At 42.0% G+C, this 18658-nt stretch carries 17 protein-coding genes; 5 read left to right on the forward strand and 12 right to left on the reverse strand.

Annotation, left to right across the window (positions count from 1 at the left end; genetic code table 11):
• The first annotated feature begins 239 nt into the window (after positions 1-239).
• Together OCV39_RS15565 and OCV39_RS15570 are read left to right on the forward strand one after the other, a co-directional pair.
• Positions 240-725, forward strand: a complete 486-nt coding sequence (locus OCV39_RS15565) for an acyl-CoA thioesterase (protein ID WP_017051657.1) — start codon at positions 240-242, stop codon at positions 723-725.
• Positions 726-902: 177 nt separating this feature from the next.
• A complete protein-coding gene (locus OCV39_RS15570; RefSeq protein ID WP_029203259.1) occupies positions 903-1148 on the forward strand; it encodes a hypothetical protein in 246 nt (81 codons plus the stop codon).
• Positions 1149-1475: 327 nt separating this feature from the next.
• Here the strand turns inward: OCV39_RS15570 and malG are convergent, their stop codons facing one another.
• The 3 genes from malG to malE form a co-directional block, all read right to left on the reverse strand.
• Entirely contained in the window at positions 1476-2366 is an 891-nt protein-coding gene (gene malG / locus OCV39_RS15575) for a maltose ABC transporter permease MalG (RefSeq protein ID WP_113798432.1), read from the reverse strand.
• Positions 2367-2377: 11 nt separating this feature from the next.
• Positions 2378-3949, reverse strand: coding sequence for a maltose ABC transporter permease MalF (gene malF / locus OCV39_RS15580; RefSeq protein WP_017051654.1), 1572 nt, complete (start codon positions 3947-3949; stop codon positions 2378-2380).
• A gap of 85 nt (positions 3950-4034) precedes the next feature.
• Positions 4035-5216, reverse strand: a complete 1182-nt coding sequence (malE, locus tag OCV39_RS15585) for a maltose/maltodextrin ABC transporter substrate-binding protein MalE (protein ID WP_171755516.1) — start codon at positions 5214-5216, stop codon at positions 4035-4037.
• A gap of 667 nt (positions 5217-5883) precedes the next feature.
• On the opposite strand from malE, the gene malK reads away from it, so the two are divergent.
• A complete protein-coding gene (gene malK, locus OCV39_RS15590) occupies positions 5884-7002 on the forward strand; it encodes a maltose/maltodextrin ABC transporter ATP-binding protein MalK (protein WP_171755517.1) in 1119 nt (372 codons plus the stop codon).
• Positions 7003-7118: 116 nt separating this feature from the next.
• Here malK and OCV39_RS15595 read toward each other — a convergent pair whose 3' ends face one another.
• The 6 genes from OCV39_RS15595 to OCV39_RS15620 all read right to left on the reverse strand — a co-directional run bounded on the left by OCV39_RS15595 (position 7119) and on the right by OCV39_RS15620 (position 13074).
• Positions 7119-8033: a hypothetical protein gene (locus OCV39_RS15595; protein WP_261889941.1), complete on the reverse strand. Its 915-nt coding sequence runs from the start codon at positions 8031-8033 to the stop codon at positions 7119-7121.
• Positions 8023-10485 carry a fimbria/pilus outer membrane usher protein gene (locus OCV39_RS15600; protein WP_261890153.1) on the reverse strand — a complete coding sequence of 821 codons (2463 nt, stop codon included), beginning with the start codon at positions 10483-10485 and terminating at the stop codon, positions 8023-8025. The genes OCV39_RS15595 and OCV39_RS15600 overlap by 11 nt, the downstream gene beginning before the upstream one ends.
• 41 nt (positions 10486-10526) lie before the next feature.
• Positions 10527-11216 (reverse strand): fimbrial biogenesis chaperone, encoded by a 690-nt coding sequence (locus tag OCV39_RS15605; protein WP_261889942.1) that lies wholly within the window; start codon positions 11214-11216, stop codon positions 10527-10529.
• Positions 11217-11219: 3 nt separating this feature from the next.
• Complete coding sequence (locus OCV39_RS15610; RefSeq protein ID WP_136995086.1) at positions 11220-11930, reverse strand: fimbrial biogenesis chaperone; 711 nt, start codon at positions 11928-11930, stop codon at positions 11220-11222.
• A 67-nt stretch (positions 11931-11997) separates the two neighbouring features.
• A complete protein-coding gene (locus OCV39_RS15615) occupies positions 11998-12486 on the reverse strand; it encodes a hypothetical protein (RefSeq protein ID WP_017051647.1) in 489 nt (162 codons plus the stop codon).
• Between the two features lie 84 nt (positions 12487-12570).
• Positions 12571-13074: a hypothetical protein gene (locus OCV39_RS15620; protein WP_253825257.1), complete on the reverse strand. Its 504-nt coding sequence runs from the start codon at positions 13072-13074 to the stop codon at positions 12571-12573.
• Positions 13075-13353: 279 nt separating this feature from the next.
• Between OCV39_RS15620 and OCV39_RS15625 the strand changes: the two genes are divergently transcribed.
• On the forward strand, positions 13354-14070 hold the full coding sequence (locus OCV39_RS15625; RefSeq protein ID WP_170961637.1) for a response regulator transcription factor: 717 nt from the start codon (positions 13354-13356) through the stop codon (positions 14068-14070).
• A 54-nt stretch (positions 14071-14124) separates the two neighbouring features.
• Here the strand turns inward: OCV39_RS15625 and OCV39_RS15630 are convergent, their stop codons facing one another.
• From OCV39_RS15630 to OCV39_RS15640, 3 genes are all read right to left on the reverse strand, one after another.
• Positions 14125-14799, reverse strand: a complete 675-nt coding sequence (locus OCV39_RS15630) for a LuxR C-terminal-related transcriptional regulator (RefSeq protein WP_017051644.1) — start codon at positions 14797-14799, stop codon at positions 14125-14127.
• A gap of 236 nt (positions 14800-15035) precedes the next feature.
• Positions 15036-15236, reverse strand: coding sequence for a hypothetical protein (locus OCV39_RS15635; RefSeq protein ID WP_017051643.1), 201 nt, complete (start codon positions 15234-15236; stop codon positions 15036-15038).
• 216 nt (positions 15237-15452) lie between these two features.
• Positions 15453-17369, reverse strand: a complete 1917-nt coding sequence (locus OCV39_RS15640; protein WP_113798764.1) for a methyl-accepting chemotaxis protein — start codon at positions 17367-17369, stop codon at positions 15453-15455.
• A gap of 267 nt (positions 17370-17636) precedes the next feature.
• Here OCV39_RS15640 and OCV39_RS15645 point away from each other — a divergent pair, with 267 nt between their 5' ends.
• A complete protein-coding gene (locus OCV39_RS15645; protein ID WP_017053529.1) occupies positions 17637-18608 on the forward strand; it encodes an AAA family ATPase in 972 nt (323 codons plus the stop codon).
• Positions 18609-18658 lie beyond the last annotated feature (50 nt).

The following is an 18658-nucleotide window of genomic DNA, read 5'->3' on the forward strand; positions in this document are numbered from 1 at the left end:
CCAGAGCGGAGATGGCATGATTGTGCCAACTTAGATGGCCAGATAAAAGCACAACTCATCTAATTATCTGTATTTGCGTATTAAAGCGAATCTATAGCCAACCAAGCCACTGTTTGTTGCATTAACTTTGCACTTTTGTTGCGTTGATATATCGCGTACTATCAACTCACAAGTAGTTCAAATACAAATTATTTAAATACAAATAGTTTAAATGCAAATAGCTCAAGTGAGGATGGCTAATGAGTGGTGGTCAACGAGATGTTACGTTACGTTTTTTAGCAGAGCCTAGCGATGTAAACTTTGGGGGCAAAGTACATGGTGGTGCCGCCATGAAATGGATCGATTTAGCTGCCTATGCGTGTTCAGCAGGTTGGAGTGGTAAATATTGTATTACCGCTTATGCTGGTGGTATCCGTTTCGTCGCGCCGATTCATGTGGGCAATTTAGTTGAGGTCAGCGCGAAGGTTATTTATACCGGCTCTTCATCTATGCATATTGCGATTGACGTGCAGGCCAGTGATCCAAAAGATTTAGATAAACGCCTGACAACGCACTGCATTGTGATTATGGTTGCCGTTGATGAAAACGGAAAACCAACCAAGATCCCGGAGTGGGTTCCAGTAACAGAGGAAGATATTATGTTACGAGAATCCGCAATCAAACTGATGAATATGCGTAAACAGATTGGTGAAGAGATGGAAGCGCATGTAAAGCTACTCAAGTAATCGCAATTTAAGACAACACTTCCCTCTAAATCCACCGCTTTCTATTTTCTGCGGTGGTAAACCTTGCTCCAACGCCTTTTTAATCCAACAATTTTTACTGATTTGTCATTTTTCTTTCATCTTGATTTGTTCTAATTCGCTGTAACTAAAGTTATTTATCTTCAGGCGGAATAAAAATTGGGCATACATAAACCCACTCTTAGTGAATCGACCATTATCGACACCAGTGCCGTTGAATATCAGTGGGTAAGAACCATGTATGTTGAGGGTTATCCGAATGAGGAAATTGACCATTACATTCAGACCTGCTTCGGTGGGGATAATACGTTTGCAAACCTCTTTCGAAAAGTCGCATTAAAGCAAGAAAGCATTTACGTGTTACTGCAATATTTAGGCTACGCCCCTTCTAATCGCGAACTCTAAATTTTATGTAATAACGTGAACGGTTGCAGTTTATTATTTGAGGTCTCACGCACTCGTTTAGTCACTCACTTTTGAGACACCGTAAAATCTCTATACTCAACCACTAACGAATACGGCATGTTACCGATACAAAAAAGCCTAAGCAGATGCTTAGGCTTGAGTTACAAAACTGTTAGTGTAAACGGCGTAAGGAACCTCACTAACAGCCAGCTATGCGTAACGCCAGTGTTCGTCTTCTACTACTGATCAGCGGCCAAACCAAAAGTGTAATAGAAGTATCGATAAATGAGCGATCTAAAGATCGCTCTATTATTATTCGAACTGTTCTTAACCTTTCACGCCACCAGCTGTCAGGCCACCAACAAGCCAACGTTGTGCAAGTAAGAACACTGCGGTAATTGGTAATGCTGACAACACTGCTGCTGCCGCAAAGTCGCCCCAAAGATAGTTCTGAGGGTACAAGTATTGCTGCATACCTACTGCTAATGTATAAGAGTTTACATCAGAAAGTAGTAGTGACGCTACAGGAACTTCACCCACCACACCGATAAATGACAGAATAAATACAACCGCTAGAATTGGCACTGACAGTGGAAGCAGAACCAAACGGAATGCTTGCCATGGGCTTGCACCATCCAGAGCAGCGGCTTCTTCTAACGAGTTATCAATCGATTCAAAGTAACCTTTGATTGTCCATACATGCAGTGCAATACCACCAAGGTAAGAGAAAATCAGACCGCCATGCGTGTTCAACCCTAAGAAAGGTATGTACTGACCCAATTTATCAAACAATGCGTATAGTGCAACTAACGCGAGTACTGCTGGGAACATTTGGAAAATCATCATCGCTTTCAGGATAGTTTCTTTACCTTTAAAGCGCATACGAGCAAATGCATATGCTGACGTTGTAGACAGCGACACCACTAAGATAGAAGTAATACCTGCTACTTTCACTGAGTTCCATAACCACGTTAATACTGGGAATGGAGGCGGTGTTACTGTGCCATCTGCATTAGTGACTGCAATACCTAACGCTAGTTTCCAGTGTTCCAGTGATGGGTTTTCTGGAATCAAGCTACCTGTCGCAAAGTTACCTTCACGGAATGAAATCGCGATTACCATCAATAACGGGAAGATAATCATTGATAGGAATATCCAAAGCGCAATATGGGTCGCCCATACACGGTATTTAAGTGATTGACCTTGTACCATTGCCATTATATTGCTCCTTAATCCTGAGATAGCTTAGTGAAACGAAGGTTGAGTAGTGCTAGGCCACCAACAAGTAGGAAGATTAGCGTTGCAATTGCACTTGCCAAACCAAAGTCTTGACCGCCGCCGCCTTCAAATGCGATACGGTAGGTGTAGCTCACTAGTAAGTCTGTGTAACCAGCTGGTTCAGAGGTACCAATCATGTTTGGACCGCCGTTCGTCAATAGCTGAATCATTACAAAGTTATTAAAATTAAAGGCAAAACTTGCGATTAGAAGTGGCGTTAATGGTTTAATCATTAGCGGCACAGTAATGCGTTTAAAGTTCATCAGAGGACCAGCACCATCAATGGCAGATGCTTCATACAAATCTTCTGGAATCGCTTTCAATAGGCCCATACATAGAATCATCATGTAAGGGAAACCAAGCCATGTGTTAACAATCAACACCATAACACGAGCCATGACAGGGTCTGAGAACCAGTTCGGACTAAAGCCAAACATACTCTCTAGTACCATGTTAATTTCACCAAAGCTTTGGTTGAACAAACCTTTAAAGATCAGGATTGAAATGAACGCTGGTACCGCATATGGAAGGATAAGAAGTACGCGGTAAATAGCACGACCCTTTAACTCTTCCCATTGCACAACACTTGCTAGAATCAAACCGATAACAAGCGTTAAACCGACACTGACTGCCGAGAAGACCACTGTCCATACAAAGATGTTGATGAACGGTTCTTTGATGCCGTCATCAGTCCATACACGCTCAAAGTTATGAGTACCAATTTGAACCACAAAACCTGGAGAAACAGTGCTACCAATGAATTCACCAGTATCTGAAATTGGCTGGTAGTAGCCCACTTCCATATTTGGTTTAAGCGTTTCGCCGGATTCGTTGTTAATTAATGTTTCGCCATCGGCTTGCATTGTATATAACGAATTAACAGCCGCAAATTTACGCAGGCCACTCATTCGAATTGCTTGACCAGAAGGCGTATGAAGATCAATCGCACCTAGAATAGGTCGACTTTTGATGATCGTCTTAATTGACTCTTTCTTACCAGAAACCGATGGTACTGGAGCAAGGTCCAGATTCGTACCTGTAAAGCCTTCAAGTACAAACTCTTTCGTTGCTAAGATTTGATCACCGGTATCAATAGATAGGCGGTGCCCATTATCTGTTTTATAAAGGGTGAAAGGGAAACTTTCGCCACTTTGGTAAGTTCTATCTAAAAGGACCGATTGAGTTCGCTCTAGCGATAATTGGTTTTTGGCACTGTAGTTAGTGAATGCAAGACCGACTGTGTATGCAAGAGGGAAAAGAATGAAAAGAATCATCCCTGCAATACCAGGGTAAATGTAACGGTGCGCGTATGTCTTTTTACTACCGAAAATGTAAAGCGCTAGAGTGGTTAAAATCACCGTAAGCATCGCAAATGCGAGCTCACCGCGAGAATACATTAGGATGGTTGCATAGCCATTAATAATACCAACGGAGCCAAGAAGTGCCCATTTTATAAATACATTTTTGCTTGTTGGTAGGCTTGGTGGTGCTGACACAGCATCTGTACCTTGAACTGACTGCATAGAAGAACCTGCTAGCGATATATAAAAAAATTGAAAAGTAAGGAGAGGTTACCCTCTCCTTAAAAAGGTTTATGAAAAACCGAAATTATTTAACCATTTGCTTTTCTGCATCTGCAAGAGCTGCATCTACAGTTTGACGACCATCAACAACGTTCACGATAGTGTTTTTCGCAGCACCCCAGAATGCATTCATTTGTGGGATGTTTGGCATAATTTCGCCATTCATTGCGTTGTCCATTGTTGCTGCAATACGAGCATCGCTATCAAGTTCACGTTGGAACGAGTTAAGCGCAACAGCACCTAGTGGCTTATCATTGTTTACTTTACGTAGACCTTCATTAGTCATTAGGTAGTTCTCTAGGAACTCAACTGCTAGATCTTGGTTTGGTGAAGCAGTGCTGATACCCGCCGTTAGTACGCCAACGAATGGTTTAGATGCTTTACCTTTAAATTTAGGAAGCGTAGCCACACCGTAGTTGATGCCAGACTTCTCAATGTTGCCCCACGCCCAAGGACCGTTGATAGTCATTGCCGTGTTGCCTTTGTTGAATGCCGCTTCAGATACTGAGTAATCCATATCTGCAGAGATCACGCCTTTTTCAATTAGGCTCTTAATGAAGTTCATAGACTCTTTAACGCCTGGTTTGTTGATACCAGCGTCTTTAATGTCGTAACCTTCAGAAGTGTATTTGAATGCGTAACCGCCATCAGCAGCCATTAGTGGCCATGTGAAGTAAGGTTCTTTTAGGTTCCACATAATTGCAGACTTACCGTCTTTTTGAAGTTTAGTATTTAAAGCTTCAACTTCTTCCCATGTTTTTGGTGGGTTAGGCACTAAGTCTTTGTTGTAGATTAGAGATAGAGATTCAACAGCAATTGGGTAACCAATTAGCTTACCGTCAAATTGAACTGCATCCCATGCAAAATCAACAACGCCTTCTTTAATCTCTTTAGAAGGTTTGATTTCTGCAAGTAGACCCGCTTCTGCATAACCACCGAAACGGTCGTGAGCCCAAAAGATAATATCAGGACCATCGCCAGTCGCTGCAACTTGTGGGAAACGAGCTTCAAGACCGTCTGGGTGAGCCACTGTCACTTTAACGCCAGTGTCTGCTTCAAACTGTTTACCTACTTCTGCAAGTCCGTTATAACCTTTATCACCATTAATCCAAATGGTAAGTTGTCCTTCTTCGATGGCAGCATGTGCACCAAAAGAACCTAGAGCGACAAGAGTGCTTAGCGCAACAGTGCTTAGGGCTTTTTTCATGTTCATATCCTTTTTATTTTTTTTGAGTAGGGTCACCACAGAGGATGAGCCGTTATTTCATGTATATCATCGAAGAAAATCATAATTTACTCATCATCCTACTGGCTACGCCCTTGGTATTATGGCGCATTTTCGTGATCACCATCGATTAAGGTTAGAGACGCCAATCACAAAAAAGAATCTTTATGTGACCAATTTCACTCTTTGAAGCCTATTTTTTTTGAAGTTGATCCAACTACGCCTTATTTCCTCTTTTCTTGCTCCTCCCCTCCTACTCCCCCTCTAAAATATTTCTATGGGAGGATGACGCTAGAAGACAAATAATAGAAACTTTAGTCATCCAAGAGTGGATAGTAAGAACCCTTTTCCAGTATTACCTTTTCTAGAGTACTGGTTTTACATTGCCGGGCTAGTTTGTTGTCACCAATTGAATTGCAAGTGGTAGTTATTACTCACGGGGGAGGCATTTCATTGGTGTCGGGGGATACAAACTTGTCCTTGGCTTTGATGGGTGGTGCATTTCTACGCATTTCGTAGACACCACCCATTTTTTCTTACTCTCTTTCTCTAAAACTTACCAATTCCTACTGTCATTGCCTGCAAGAAAACTCATATAATGATAGGCAGTGATTTATAAAAAATTTGATATTGTTCGAGGACGAGCTAAATGGCGAGTGTCACGTTAAAAAATGTTTGTAAAGCGTATGGCGACGTACTAATTTCTAAAAATGTTGATCTGCATGTCAAGGAAGGCGAATTTGTTATCTTCGTTGGCCCATCGGGTTGTGGTAAATCAACACTTTTACGTTGCATCGCTGGCTTAGAAGATATTACGTCAGGTGACTTATACATTGGCGACGAGCGCATGAACGATGTAGAGCCATCCAAACGTGGCGTTGGTATGGTATTCCAATCTTACGCTCTATACCCTCACTTAAACTTATATGACAATATGTCATTTGGCTTAAAATTAGCGAAAGCTGACAAAAAAGAGATCGACAAACGTGTTGAACACGCAGCTGAAATTCTTCAATTAGGCCATCTACTTGACCGCCAACCAAAAGCACTTTCTGGTGGTCAACGTCAACGTGTTGCCATTGGTCGTACTCTTGTTTCACAACCAAACCTATTCCTACTTGATGAACCTCTGTCTAACTTAGATGCTGCACTACGTGTTCAAATGCGTTCGCAAATCACTAAGCTTCAACGTCAACTTGGTTGTACCATGATCTACGTTACACATGATCAGGTAGAAGCGATGACAATGGCTGACAAAATTGTTGTTCTTGATGGCGGTTATGTTTCTCAAGTTGGTCGTCCACTTGAGCTTTACCACTACCCAGAAAACCGTTTTGTTGCAGGTTTCATCGGTTCACCAAAAATGAACTTCATGAGCGTTCTTATTATTGAAGCTGAAGCAAAACAAGTAAAAGTTCAACTTTCAAATGGCTTCTCTTTCTGGACACCCGTTGATGGCACAACAGTTAATGTTGGCGACCGCATGTCTTTAGGTGTTCGTCCAGAGCACTTGGTTTCGTCTGAAACAGGTGATGCAACCATCGAAGGTGAAGTGATGATTGTTGAGAAACTGGGTAATGAAACTCAAGTTTACCTAAACCTTGAAGGTGCGGATGCTGATGTTATTTACCGCCAACCAGATACTCTAACGGTTGAACCTGGTGACAAACTGGCGATTGGTATTCCAGCTCATCGTTGTCACCTGTTCCACAGTGATGGTCGCGCATGTCGTCGTATGTTCGACGAGCATGGCGTAACAAGAGACTAAGCTGACCCACTGAGCAAGCTCAAGAAACAATCCCTCCAACGCAAGTTAGAGGGATTTTTTTCTTCTATCTTCTATCTTCTATTTTCTATTTTCTATTTTCTATTTTCTATTTTCTATTACGGTATTTGAGACAATTCAGGCTCAATCGTAATATGCAATATATCGCTATAATCGCCTCCGGGCCTTTGACTTATATCTCCAATAACAAACGCCATAGGTAATGCTTTCCCTTGCGTAGCATGGCTGGATCGCCACTGTTTACTTGTATTCACCAACGATATTTCCTGATTATTGATCAAAAAATCGTAAGCCACATCCCATTGAGTATTCAATGATTCATGACGAAGGTATCCACGATTTTCTGATTCAATCGAAATGGCATACTCACCCGTACTTTGAACCCATAAATTAGGCGCCGATTGGATAACTTTATGCGAGTCTAATTTCCCTAAGTCCAAATCGTAATACCGCTGAGATAATCCATAAAATTGAATTTTCGCACTGGGTAAAACATCGACTTCTGCTTCTAGAAAAACCTCTTCTTCTGAAATAGGCTCATTTGAGTTATTCGGCTGTATCGAAGCTGTCATTTGGCCATTAAATTGTCCCGCAGTCGCCCACTGATCTGAAGGGAACCTCAACTGAAATTGCACATTTGGTGTCGCATCCGTCAAAGTGACATACCAGCGCCCTCCTTTTTGGTATCCATTACCACCGGCCCACTCAAAGCGAAGCGCTTGCTGAGAACTTCCTCGTAATACTGTCGAGCCGTCGTCGACATCGATCTCCACAACAATGGAACAGTTTTGCCCCATAACATCCGCCCTCACTTGATATCCTTTTACTAATGGGGACGTCGCAGTCGAAAAAACATCATAAGTCGACTGAGCGGAAACAGGATCTAAGCTGATCAAACTGGCGGCGCACGCTTCATTCGCCCCAGAACTATGAGTCATTGTCGTACCATTTGCAGAGCCTGTCATCACGCTAAGCGCCAAGCCCATCACGCTAATAATAGGGTTATTCAACATAGAGATCTCCTACTCGAATCAATACACCACCATCTTCTGAGATCACCAGCTCAAGCGATCGTTTTGGTTTCATGTTCAGTTCCAATCGATAAGCTCCTGGACGCATTCCGGAAATAGCAAACCGCCCTGTCCGATTGGTAAAAAACTCAAGTGGCTTGCTTTTGTTACTCTCACCGCTAGATTCATCGCCAAGGTACAGAGCCACACCTGAAATTAAGGAAATGGGCTCTTTAGTCTGCGCATCAAATAGGTTCCCCAGTATGGTGAGTACCGCATCTGAACCTATTTCTAGCTGATAACCTCTTTTGTATCCTGGATAAATAGAGAATGCCCCATCCCCAAGATCATAACCGGGTGGCAAATCCTCCACATCGTACCCAATCAACTGTGGGGTATAAGCCACAAGATCCGATACCAACATATTATGATCGGAAACGCTAAAGACGCGGGCATAATCAGTGTTTCGTTCAGGGTCAATCGCAATCTCATTCTCAGCTAAGCTTTGGTGTTTCTTAACCACGGCAAAGGCCTCGCCAACCTTACGTCCAACCGCGACAGAAGTACCTGCGAACGCAATCGCACTGGAGATCTCAAGTCGAGTATTATGGTTTCGTTTGTCTTCACTGAGATCTTGATAGCGCGTGGTATGATCGGCAATCACTTGAAATTGATTAGCGGTATAATTCACGCCCGCGTCAATGTTTGAGTCTGTCTCTCTTTCGGTTTCCAGCGTAGCAAAAGCAGAAATCCCTCCCGTGTTCCCAATTCCTTTCTTATAACTCATATCAAGAGAGCCGAAATCCTTATCACTCTGATAACGACCAACCAGCCGTGTTGCTCTACTCAAAGGCCAACTGAGCGTTAGGGTCGTATTGTACTCGTCATCACTATATTGGTAATTACGGTAATTGAAGCGAGCACTCCAAGTGGCTGGAGTACTAAAGAATGGGCCTGAAAAGCTGGGACTTAGTGACCAAAAATTATCGGCATCTTCTCTTCCTGAGCTATACGTCCCAGAAAGAGCCGTTCGCAACCTAGGGGTAACATCCATAGAGCTAAACAGTGACACATAATGCTCGACCGAGTTCAGGGGCAGAGTGGCAGCCATATCATCATTTACACCCGCAAAATTTTCCGATTGATAGTCATAAATAACACTAAACTGAGGGTTAAAGTCGAGTTCGTCAGAAAACTCTGCATCGTAAGCAACACGAACCGCATGCCCATCACCTAACGTAGGATGATGACTCTGAGATACAATAAACTCCGTTACACCAATATCACTCGCCAGCAAGCTGGATACGCCATATTGATAGAGTTTTTCTCTCACTTGGCCATTAACACCAAGAGTTAGCCAAGGCGCGACACCCACATCTAAATAACCATGAATAAGCTGTTGATCCGTTAAATAATCGATCTCATTCGCTACCGTTTCACTTGGTACCCCGAGCATAACGCTATACTCAAACTCTCCGCTGTCTAATAGGTCATTCCCCGTCGCCACAGAGAATTGAATACGTTCCTCTTGACCGCTAGAGTCCGTAATCACCAATTCGACATCGTTCGTGCCTTGCGCCAATGGGATATCACTCAAACTATAGCTACCAGCATTCAATGTAAGCCTCTGAACAATCGCACCGTCTACCACCACATCCACATTTGAAGTTCGCTGTAATGTAAAGGTTTGAGTGGCTTTTGGGCGCACATTTCTGGTTGGTATCAACGTAAAATCACGAGTAAGACCAAGACCTAAAATATCCGTGCCATCTTGCAAGTTTTTTCCAGAGTTGAACATATCCCCCACAACCAAACGCGTGCCTTGAGATGGGAAATCAAGATTCATTCGAGTCCCACGCCGAACGTAGGCTGAGTCCCCTTCAACATCGTCATAAGCAGACTCATACTCAAAGTTCGCCGATCCTATGTTTAATGCCGATTCAAAGCGGTGATTAAAGCTTGTGATATTTTCGGAGGTATCCTCAACCGTCTGAGACTGAGTCCCCGACAGAGAGACATTCAAATACCCACTGATCCATGCTGGTGATAAATAATTTTGACCAAAAGAGGGGGAAGAGACGACGGACAACTGTTGAGTCCGTCGATATTGCGCAGGAACCGTCACCACACACTCTAGTGTCGAAAAGTCAAAATTTAAATCTAAACCTGCACGACGAAAATCCTCTTGTGATAGTTTTTCAGTCTGGTTGCTTGCCTTTAACACTTCCATTGCGTCCTCTGTAATTAAAGGGATAAGCAAGGCAAGAGTGCTCTCTTTGGGAAGTAAGATCACATCATCTGCGGTGATCGTCACTTCGGCCTCACCGACGACGCTATCACTGATTTTTAGCAGGGAGATCAGCTCAATATCTCGACCGGTAGGGTTTATTTTCGGTTGTTGTATTTCTTGAATAGTTTCCTGCGTTGCTTCAACGACCGCTGTAAAACTGAACATGACACAGACAATAAAACTTAGAAACCATCCTTGGCGTATTTTCATTGTTGGACTCCTTGATAAACACCAGGTTTCAGCAATGAATTCGAAGGCAGTTCAATAGAGCTAAATGGTGGAAGAAAATGCTCGCCTAGCGATGTCATCATCTCAACGCGGGTAAGCCCAAACTCGGTCGCACTTTCTTCCGCGGGCAGAAACTTGGTTAAGCTTAAATAGGTGTAACGATTACCACTATTCTTAACCACAGCCTCGCCACTGTTGGTCACTTGCATTTCAACGTTGGGTGCTTGTTCTGGAGAGAACACATGAATAATAGCGTTGTAGTGAATTTGAACCGCAATCCCAGATTGGCTCCCCTGAGTAGCCAACAAAGAGGGTTGGCTAAAACGAAGGAAATAGCTTTCCGATTGAGCCGAGCTATCGTCACCAATCCACTGCAAACGAAATACTTGAGATTGGCCAGGTTTTATCATTGCCGCAGGTGGGAATACCATCAACTGACTGTCTATCACGTCCTGTGCGACAAATTCACCACCGCCTTGAAATACTAAACGGCGCAAACTGGCCTCGATGGGGGTTATTTGAGTGGTGTTATTGGAGACGATAACTTGAGACTGCCCACTTGATTGACTATCGATTTCCAAAACCGTGGGGGAAATAATAACAGCTTGAGCCTCTGCGCCGCTCAACAACACGGCAACCACCATTAAGAGCATGCGACGAGTTATCATGGTTCACTCCGTGTCTACAATCTCAATTGAGAGTGAATTAGCATCAAACCCATCCAGTGGATCCATAACAAAAATACGTTTAGATTTCGGTAGCACCAAAGTCCCCGCAATTCTTTGACTCACGTCGGTACCTTTTAGAAACACAGAGTGACTTTGATCTGAAACGGTCCAATTAGTATTCGTTAACCGACCATAACTTTCTCCATCATTGGCGACCTCAATCATCCATTTCCCATCTTTCTTTTCTATATTCTGAACACTTAACTCTGAGTATGTATTTTTAGGCCTAACATTAAGCAAGGTATTGAATTGTAGAAGAATACCTAAGCTTGCTGCATCTTTCTCTGCATTCTTAACTTGTACTTGTTTAACCGAAATTCGATAGGTTTTTGATTGAGTAATTGAAGGCTCACCTAAGTAGCGCACCATCACCGATTGCGATCGTCCTGGTTGAATAATCGCAGTAACTGGAATCACCAACAGGTCATCTTCAGCGGGCGAAGTGGTTTCATTACCAAATTCATCCATCACCATGGACAGTGGGAATAGCTCCACCGTTAGCGGTTGATTACTCGTATTATCAATTCGCATCGACATTTGGGAACCTTTGCCAATCGGTGCCATTTCAGCCACCATCGGCTGAACCTTATAAGCAAAGGCTGAAAAGCTGATTAAACATACACAGATTAAAGAGAGCCTTCTAAACGTGTTCATCTCTATACCCCTCAAAAATAGATGGGAGGACGATTACTATCCTCCCATCTTTTGTTTTTATTATTCTTTAGTTCGCTGTTACTTGAACGGTTAGCGTATCTGAGTAACCACCAGACCAACCCATGGTTTCATTAGTCGTTACAGACAAGCTAGTAGGAACACCACCAGCTAAAGCAAGCGAACCAGAGTAAGACATACTTGCACTTACATCATTCGCGCCAGGGCCGCCTAATGTCGTCAATACGAGATCCGCATGACTATCTGGTGATAATGTCGCGGTATAACCGATGGCATAGTCTTCTTTATCATCAGACTCAAGACCACCTTCGGCACTCGTCAGTGTTACGGTTGCCCCATCAGCATCATTACATTGGATGGATAGGTCAGTTGAGACAGACTGGATACTAGAGACTTGTCCAAAATCGAGTAACTGCGTATATAGCCCAGAAACTTCACATACTGGGGCAACAAACCCAACTAATTGAACATCACCAGCATTCGCTTGAGCGGCAAATAGACCCGATACCGCAACTGCACATATTGTTAGCTTTTTCATGAATAGATTCCTTTATATAGTTTAAGACGTACTTGTCATGGCCCTGTTCCAAACTGGAGCCACACTCTGCAACTAGCAGATGATTTACTTTCCACTGCCATGGATTGACGGAAATACATCAATCTCAATGACATCTTCGTAGTACCCCGCATAAAGCAGGTTTTCTTCCAACGTCACTCGCATCACACCATCAGTGTTGAATGGAATAACATTTGAACTGTTAATAATTCTTGGTGACGATATTTCTCGGCTTAATAGTGTTTGGCTCAACCCCAGTGATGTAATGTCAATATTGACTTCATAAGGGGTTAGATTCTCCTGTTTACTTTTCAATAACTGCAAACCACCATTTCGAGAGTAAACCGACATACTTAACGGTTGGTTACATTGAATATCAAAAGGAAGCACTTTCTGAGCTTCGTTTGAAAAGTCCATTTTCACGCCATCAGTAAAATCGATCTCACAATAACTTTCGATATGCCCTGAAATAGAAACAGATAATTGGCTTCCTTGAGTTGCCAAACTGGAAAAAGATAATGCTGCTATAAATAATAAAAAAGCATGAATACTTTTCATTATATTATTCATGAGTCATCCCTTCGTTCCGTTAACTTGTAAGTAACTATAATGCTCAAAAAAAACCTGTGAGTATTAAACAAGCATGAAGAAAATAAAAAGTAGTAGATAAGTTGTAGGAAAAAATAGGACGTAAATACTAATACTTATCAACAATATAGAGAATAAGTAAATGTATATTAATGAGTGTATCATTTTAGATACAACTCAAATTATAAAGAACTGCTATACCTAACTAACTGTTAGTTATGTTATTAGTCCAACGTTAATATGTGTCAGCTGAGGTTTACTATGGAAGGGAAAGTACTAGAAAAAAATAAAATATTATTACTAAGTCGTACAAATATACATTCTCGATTAATCCAACGTGAGTTAGAAAAATCTAATAAATTTGTAATACAGCAGAAAACAGATAAACAGTTTTCTCAACCTTATTCGGTTGAAAATATTTCTGTTATTTTAATGAGTTACCACTATATAAAAGATGGGCTTTACACTGATTTGCTTTCAGCAACTACCTTTGATTTTAATCTTGTCATTTATGACGTGCCTGTCGATCTACTCTGCGACACCATTGTCTCATGGTGCTGTCTGAAAGGGATTTTATATGAAGACGCGCCTGTGGATCATCTCACACGTTGCGTTGAGGTTGTCGCTAAAGGCGATCTATGGCTACCACGCAACCTAATGGCGCAGATGCTAACACGCTGTAGACCCTATGCCCCATCGACTAAAAATAGCATAGGTGAACTCACAAAAAGGGAGCAACAGATCTTAGATAGGTTGGTTTGTGGACAATCTAATTTACAAATCGCCAATGAACTTTTTGTTGCTGAAAGCACCGTCAAAACACACATCTACAAGCTCTACAAAAAGATAAATGTAAACTGCCGTAAAGAGGCTATCCGGTTTGCACGCCAACAAAATCAAGACAACAAAAAACAACAGGCCAGCAGTTCAGGTATGCCAAATCAGACAACACCACCCACCTTAACACTAACCAGTTAAATCGAATTCAGTAAACGGGTACCTAGTTTCAATGAGGTACCTTTTTCTTATCTATCATACAAACTCTTCTGAGCCCACATTCTCTTTGACCCAAATAAGTGCTTGTAAACGATTCTTCACATTAATCTTCTTGAACACATTATGTAGATGAGTCTTAACCGTGTTTTCACTCACAAATAAGCTTTCAGCAATTTCTGAATTTGAGGCACCGTTACCCAATAGTTTAATGATTTGTTGCTCACGGTTTGTAAGGAGTGAATAGCTAGAACTGGTATTAGAACATTCTCTTTCTCGGTAGAAACGAATATATTCATGTGCTAATTTACGACTAAACCACATCTCACCGTCTAAAACTTTCGTAATACCTTGAATTAACAGTTCTAACGTATCATTCGTATAAAAAACACCCACAAGATTTTTCCATTTGATTAACTCTCTATATTCAATTTCATCTTTGCAATTAATCAAAACTTCATAGCAATTAGGAAATTTAGCATTACGAACTTGAAAGTAGTGAATAATATCTTGCTCAGACAACGAAGAAACATCAATAATCATAAAATCTGGTTCTGATATTTCATTATGATTTATATCAAACAGATTGCTTATTGTAACAAGCCTAAACGCTAAATTTAGTTTCTCTTCTAGTGAGTCTTTGAGTAACCCAGACTGTAAACTGTTTTCAGCAATAAAAAATGCTGAGCCTTTAACTTTTGAGTGCTTTTCCATAATTTACTCCAATAGCCAACGTCTTTTGCAGTTAATAATGTGGTTAACTCTTTCAAATCGTCAAGTTTTGTAATAGCCAACCTAGACAAAAGTCATAAAGAATATACTTCGCTTTCATACGCTTGATTAATAATTCTTATATTTAAGAAGACAGCGTAATTATTTCTATCACGAAATAGTGCAAATAAAAAAGGCACCAATAAGGTGCCTTTAAATTGAATAACTTAATCGCTTTACTAGTGAATCGGTGCATCGTTATCAGACTGAAATTTACCAAAATGCTGCTCTAGCACTTCTGGTGTAAGTTTACCTTCCGCTTCCAATCTCTTTAGTTCAGCAACTACCGCTTTTTGCTCTTCTAGAGAAGGTAGTTTTACTTCTGGCTCGTTACTCGCTTGCTGTGAAAACTCAGCCAGTTCTTTTTCAAAATCGCTCATTTTACTTACCTAATCATCATATCTGATTTGAATTTTACCTATTTATAGTTTTAGTTTCTAGAACATAATAGTTTTTCTAAACCAAACCGACTGATCACTGTAATCAACATGACTCGTGACAAATTTGATCGAGTCTTATTGAGTGACAGTGCGCGGCACTGCGACCTACGCACCTCTACCACTCATAACCTAAAATTTAATAAGGTTATAAATCACTTATAGCTTAAAGCTACCGACCATATTATCTAGACGAGCGGATAATTCACGCAGTTCTTGGCTCGCTTCGGCTAATTGCTCAGCCGTCCCGGTCGTCACTTCGTTAATCGCGTTAATCTCTTCGATATTCTGATTAATGGTGTGTACTACCGTTGACTGCTCTTCTGTTGCGGTGGCAACTTGAGTGTTTCTATCTGAAATATCAATAATTCGCTCTGAAATTGTCACCAATACACCAACGGCTTCATCAGACGAAGATACACCTTCTAATGTAATGGCTTTCCCTGCTTCCATCGCTGAAACCGCATCTTTCGCATCGCTTTGCAGTTGGTTGATCATCTTCTGAATTTCTTCAGTTGAATCAGCCGTTCTACTCGCTAGGTTGCGCACTTCATCCGCGACCACCGCAAAGCCACGACCTTGCTCACCAGCACGTGCCGCTTCAATCGCCGCATTGAGTGCCAACAAGTTAGTCTGTTCAGAGATCCCACGAATAACGTCAAGAATAGAACCGATATCTTGAGTAGTTGATGCTAATTGCTGTACCACTAAGCCCGTGTTCTCAATATCGGCCGCCAAACGGCTGATCGCATCTTTCGCTTGAGTCACGACACTACGACCCATTTCTGTATTGTCTGATGCATGGTTCGCGGTTTCTGCTGCCGTCGCCGCATTAGACGCGATTTCACTGATCGTCGCCCCCATCTGATTAACAGCGGCAACAACTTGAATAGTTTGATCTCGTTGCTCGTGGCTATTATCACGAGTAATGTGTGCTTTATTCGAGACGCCTTCAGAAGCAGACTGCAATGCTCGACTGGTTGAAGCGACCTCTTTCATCGACTCGTGAATTTTTTCTATAAAACCATTAAAGCCTTGAGATAACTGGGCGATTTCATCATTGCCTTTCACTTCAATTCGTTGCGACAGATCGCCATCACCTTTGCCTAAATCAGTGAAGCGTTCCGATATCAGTTTGATTGGGCTTGCGATGCTATTTGCGAGTAGAACACCCATCGCAATGAAAATAAGCGCCACAATAATGGTCGTCATCAGCATTTTTTGTGCTGTGGCATTCAAATCGGCAAAGACTTCATCAACTGGTACTACGCCAACCACGAACCAATCCATTGAAGGTACGTAGTTACTTGCGATAAACACATCTTGTCCATTGTATTCCGTCGTAATCAAATTAAAGCCTGATTTATTCAGTAACTGATTGGATGCAGAGCCATACAGTGAATTTAAATTAGACTGGCTTTTGTCTGATTGACGATGAATTTGAACCGCACCTTTTGAATCCGTTAAGAAAACAAAACCTGTCGATTCAATTTTGAAGCCATTAAGTAGACGCACCATATCGTCCATCGATTTCGATAGCCCAGACATTGTTGTGCCATTGACCTGTTGGAAATTGGCAAACATTTTCACTTCGCCACTCGCCTCTTGGAACATGCTCACCATTGTTTGCTGTCCAGATTGAGTAAATCCAAAGAACCAACCATCTTGCTGTTGGTTCAATTGGCGCAAAAAGCCACCTTGATTCCAATAATAAGCAGTTTGGCGGTTAGCCACCGACGCATCGTTTAGTTTATATTGGCTACGGATATTATTCAGCTGCTTAACCAGCATCGCTTCGGTACTTGGATCGCGATCGGTTGATGAGACAGCCTCTTTGATGAATTCGTTATTAGCGGTTTGTTCAGCAGCAAAAAGTAGGGTTGATACTTCTTGGTCGATCTCAGAATTAACCTTCTCCAACATGGCTGGTAATTCAATATCAATTAAACGATGGGTAAGAACTTCACGGGCTTGGCGCTGAGCCATAACACCGACAATGACAGTGGAAGCAAGTACGGCAAATGTCATGCCTAAAACAACTTTTTGTTTGATACTCATGGAGCTCAATTTGAACATCATTATGCCCTTCTGTTGGGGGATTAATCACTTGATCTTTTTTTATCGGCAAAAGTATAACTAACTTTAGTTTGTCTGCGGCTTTTTGAAATTGTTTTTTAAATTTAATCTTTCAATTCTGAATGGTTGGATCGCTTAAATCTGGCCCCATAATAATAGACATGAAAAAGTTGGCCGATTTAAGGAACTTTTCCCTTTTAATATCAACCAATAGATGTATTTTCGAGCACAACGTAGCTCATGCTACAAATAACAGAGAGAACACTCATGCAGTCCGAAGCCTTCACTCAACTTAAGCAATATTTAGAATCTCAAATCATCGGTCAAACTGAGCTAGTAAAACAACTGCTTGTCGCTCTACTAGCAGACGGGCACATTTTAGTTGAAGGACCACCTGGCTTAGCGAAAACTCGTGCGGTTAAGTCTTTGGCTGACTGTATTGAGGGCGATTTTCACCGTATTCAATTTACACCTGATCTCTTACCTTCAGATTTAACGGGTACTGATATCTTTAGACCTGAAACGGGCGAGTTCATTTTTCAACCTGGGCCGATCTTTAACTCATTAGTCCTTGCTGATGAGATAAACCGAGCGCCAGCCAAAGTACAAGCTGCGATGCTTGAAGCGATGGCCGAAAAACAAATTTCAGTCGGTAGAAGTACTTATAAATTACCTGAACTCTTTCTGGTAATGGCCACCCAAAACCCTATTGAGCAAGAAGGGACTTACCCACTTCCTGAAGCTCAACTCGACCGTTTTTTACTGCATCTCGATGTTAACTACCCAGATGCTCAAAGTGAACTAGAGATCTTACGCCTTAATCGAGGCGAGGCCCTTGGTACGACGCCAGTTCAACCTGCACACCTGAGCCAGAAAGATATCTTCCAAGCCCGTAAAGAGGTGTTGGAAATTCATATGGCGGAAAGTGTTGAGCAGTACATTATCCGCTTGGTCATGGCGACCAGAGAGCCTAAAGCTTACTCCAACAACACTGGCGCAGAACAGTTGGATCAGTGGTTAGAAATGGGGGTTAGCCCACGAGCAACGATCGCCCTTGATCGCTGCGCACGCGCTCATGCTTGGCTGTCAAATCGAGATTTTGTGACGCCAGAAGATGTACAAGCGATGGCATTTCCAGTGTTAAGGCATCGCCTGCTTTTAAGCTATCACGCTCAAGCAGAAGGCGTTCACCCAAACACTGTCATTTCTCAGCTTCTGACCCTTGTTGGTAGTGCTTAAGGTGTGGATAGTGCTTAAGAAGTAGATAGCGCTTATGAAGTAAGTCGAGC

Origin of the sequence: Vibrio cortegadensis (assembly GCF_024347395.1) — a bacterium.
Taxonomy (GTDB): domain Bacteria; phylum Pseudomonadota; class Gammaproteobacteria; order Enterobacterales; family Vibrionaceae; genus Vibrio; species Vibrio cortegadensis.

What these genes read in the sequence shown, in the direction of transcription:
- OCV39_RS15595 (WP_261889941.1), bottom strand. Translation starts at nt 8,033, where the DNA reads ATGTTGAATAACCCTATTATTAGCGTGATGGGCTTGGCGCTTAGCGTG.
- OCV39_RS15620 (WP_253825257.1), bottom strand. Translation starts at nt 13,074, where the DNA reads ATGAATAATATAATGAAAAGTATTCATGCTTTTTTATTATTTATAGCA.
- OCV39_RS15610 (WP_136995086.1), bottom strand. Translation starts at nt 11,930, where the DNA reads ATGAACACGTTTAGAAGGCTCTCTTTAATCTGTGTATGTTTAATCAGC.
- OCV39_RS15625 (WP_170961637.1), top strand. Translation starts at nt 13,354, where the DNA reads ATGGAAGGGAAAGTACTAGAAAAAAATAAAATATTATTACTAAGTCGT.
- OCV39_RS15600 (WP_261890153.1), bottom strand. Translation starts at nt 10,485, where the DNA reads ATGTTCAGTTTTACAGCGGTCGTTGAAGCAACGCAGGAAACTATTCAA.
- OCV39_RS15615 (WP_017051647.1), bottom strand. Translation starts at nt 12,486, where the DNA reads ATGAAAAAGCTAACAATATGTGCAGTTGCGGTATCGGGTCTATTTGCC.
- OCV39_RS15565 (WP_017051657.1), top strand. Translation starts at nt 240, where the DNA reads ATGAGTGGTGGTCAACGAGATGTTACGTTACGTTTTTTAGCAGAGCCT.
- malK (WP_171755517.1), top strand. Translation starts at nt 5,884, where the DNA reads ATGGCGAGTGTCACGTTAAAAAATGTTTGTAAAGCGTATGGCGACGTA.
- malE (WP_171755516.1), bottom strand. Translation starts at nt 5,216, where the DNA reads ATGAAAAAAGCCCTAAGCACTGTTGCGCTAAGCACTCTTGTCGCTCTA.
- malF (WP_017051654.1), bottom strand. Translation starts at nt 3,949, where the DNA reads ATGCAGTCAGTTCAAGGTACAGATGCTGTGTCAGCACCACCAAGCCTA.
- malG (WP_113798432.1), bottom strand. Translation starts at nt 2,366, where the DNA reads ATGGCAATGGTACAAGGTCAATCACTTAAATACCGTGTATGGGCGACC.
- OCV39_RS15630 (WP_017051644.1), bottom strand. Translation starts at nt 14,799, where the DNA reads ATGGAAAAGCACTCAAAAGTTAAAGGCTCAGCATTTTTTATTGCTGAA.
- OCV39_RS15635 (WP_017051643.1), bottom strand. Translation starts at nt 15,236, where the DNA reads ATGAGCGATTTTGAAAAAGAACTGGCTGAGTTTTCACAGCAAGCGAGT.
- OCV39_RS15640 (WP_113798764.1), bottom strand. Translation starts at nt 17,369, where the DNA reads ATGTTCAAATTGAGCTCCATGAGTATCAAACAAAAAGTTGTTTTAGGC.
- OCV39_RS15605 (WP_261889942.1), bottom strand. Translation starts at nt 11,216, where the DNA reads ATGATAACTCGTCGCATGCTCTTAATGGTGGTTGCCGTGTTGTTGAGC.
- OCV39_RS15645 (WP_017053529.1), top strand. Translation starts at nt 17,637, where the DNA reads ATGCAGTCCGAAGCCTTCACTCAACTTAAGCAATATTTAGAATCTCAA.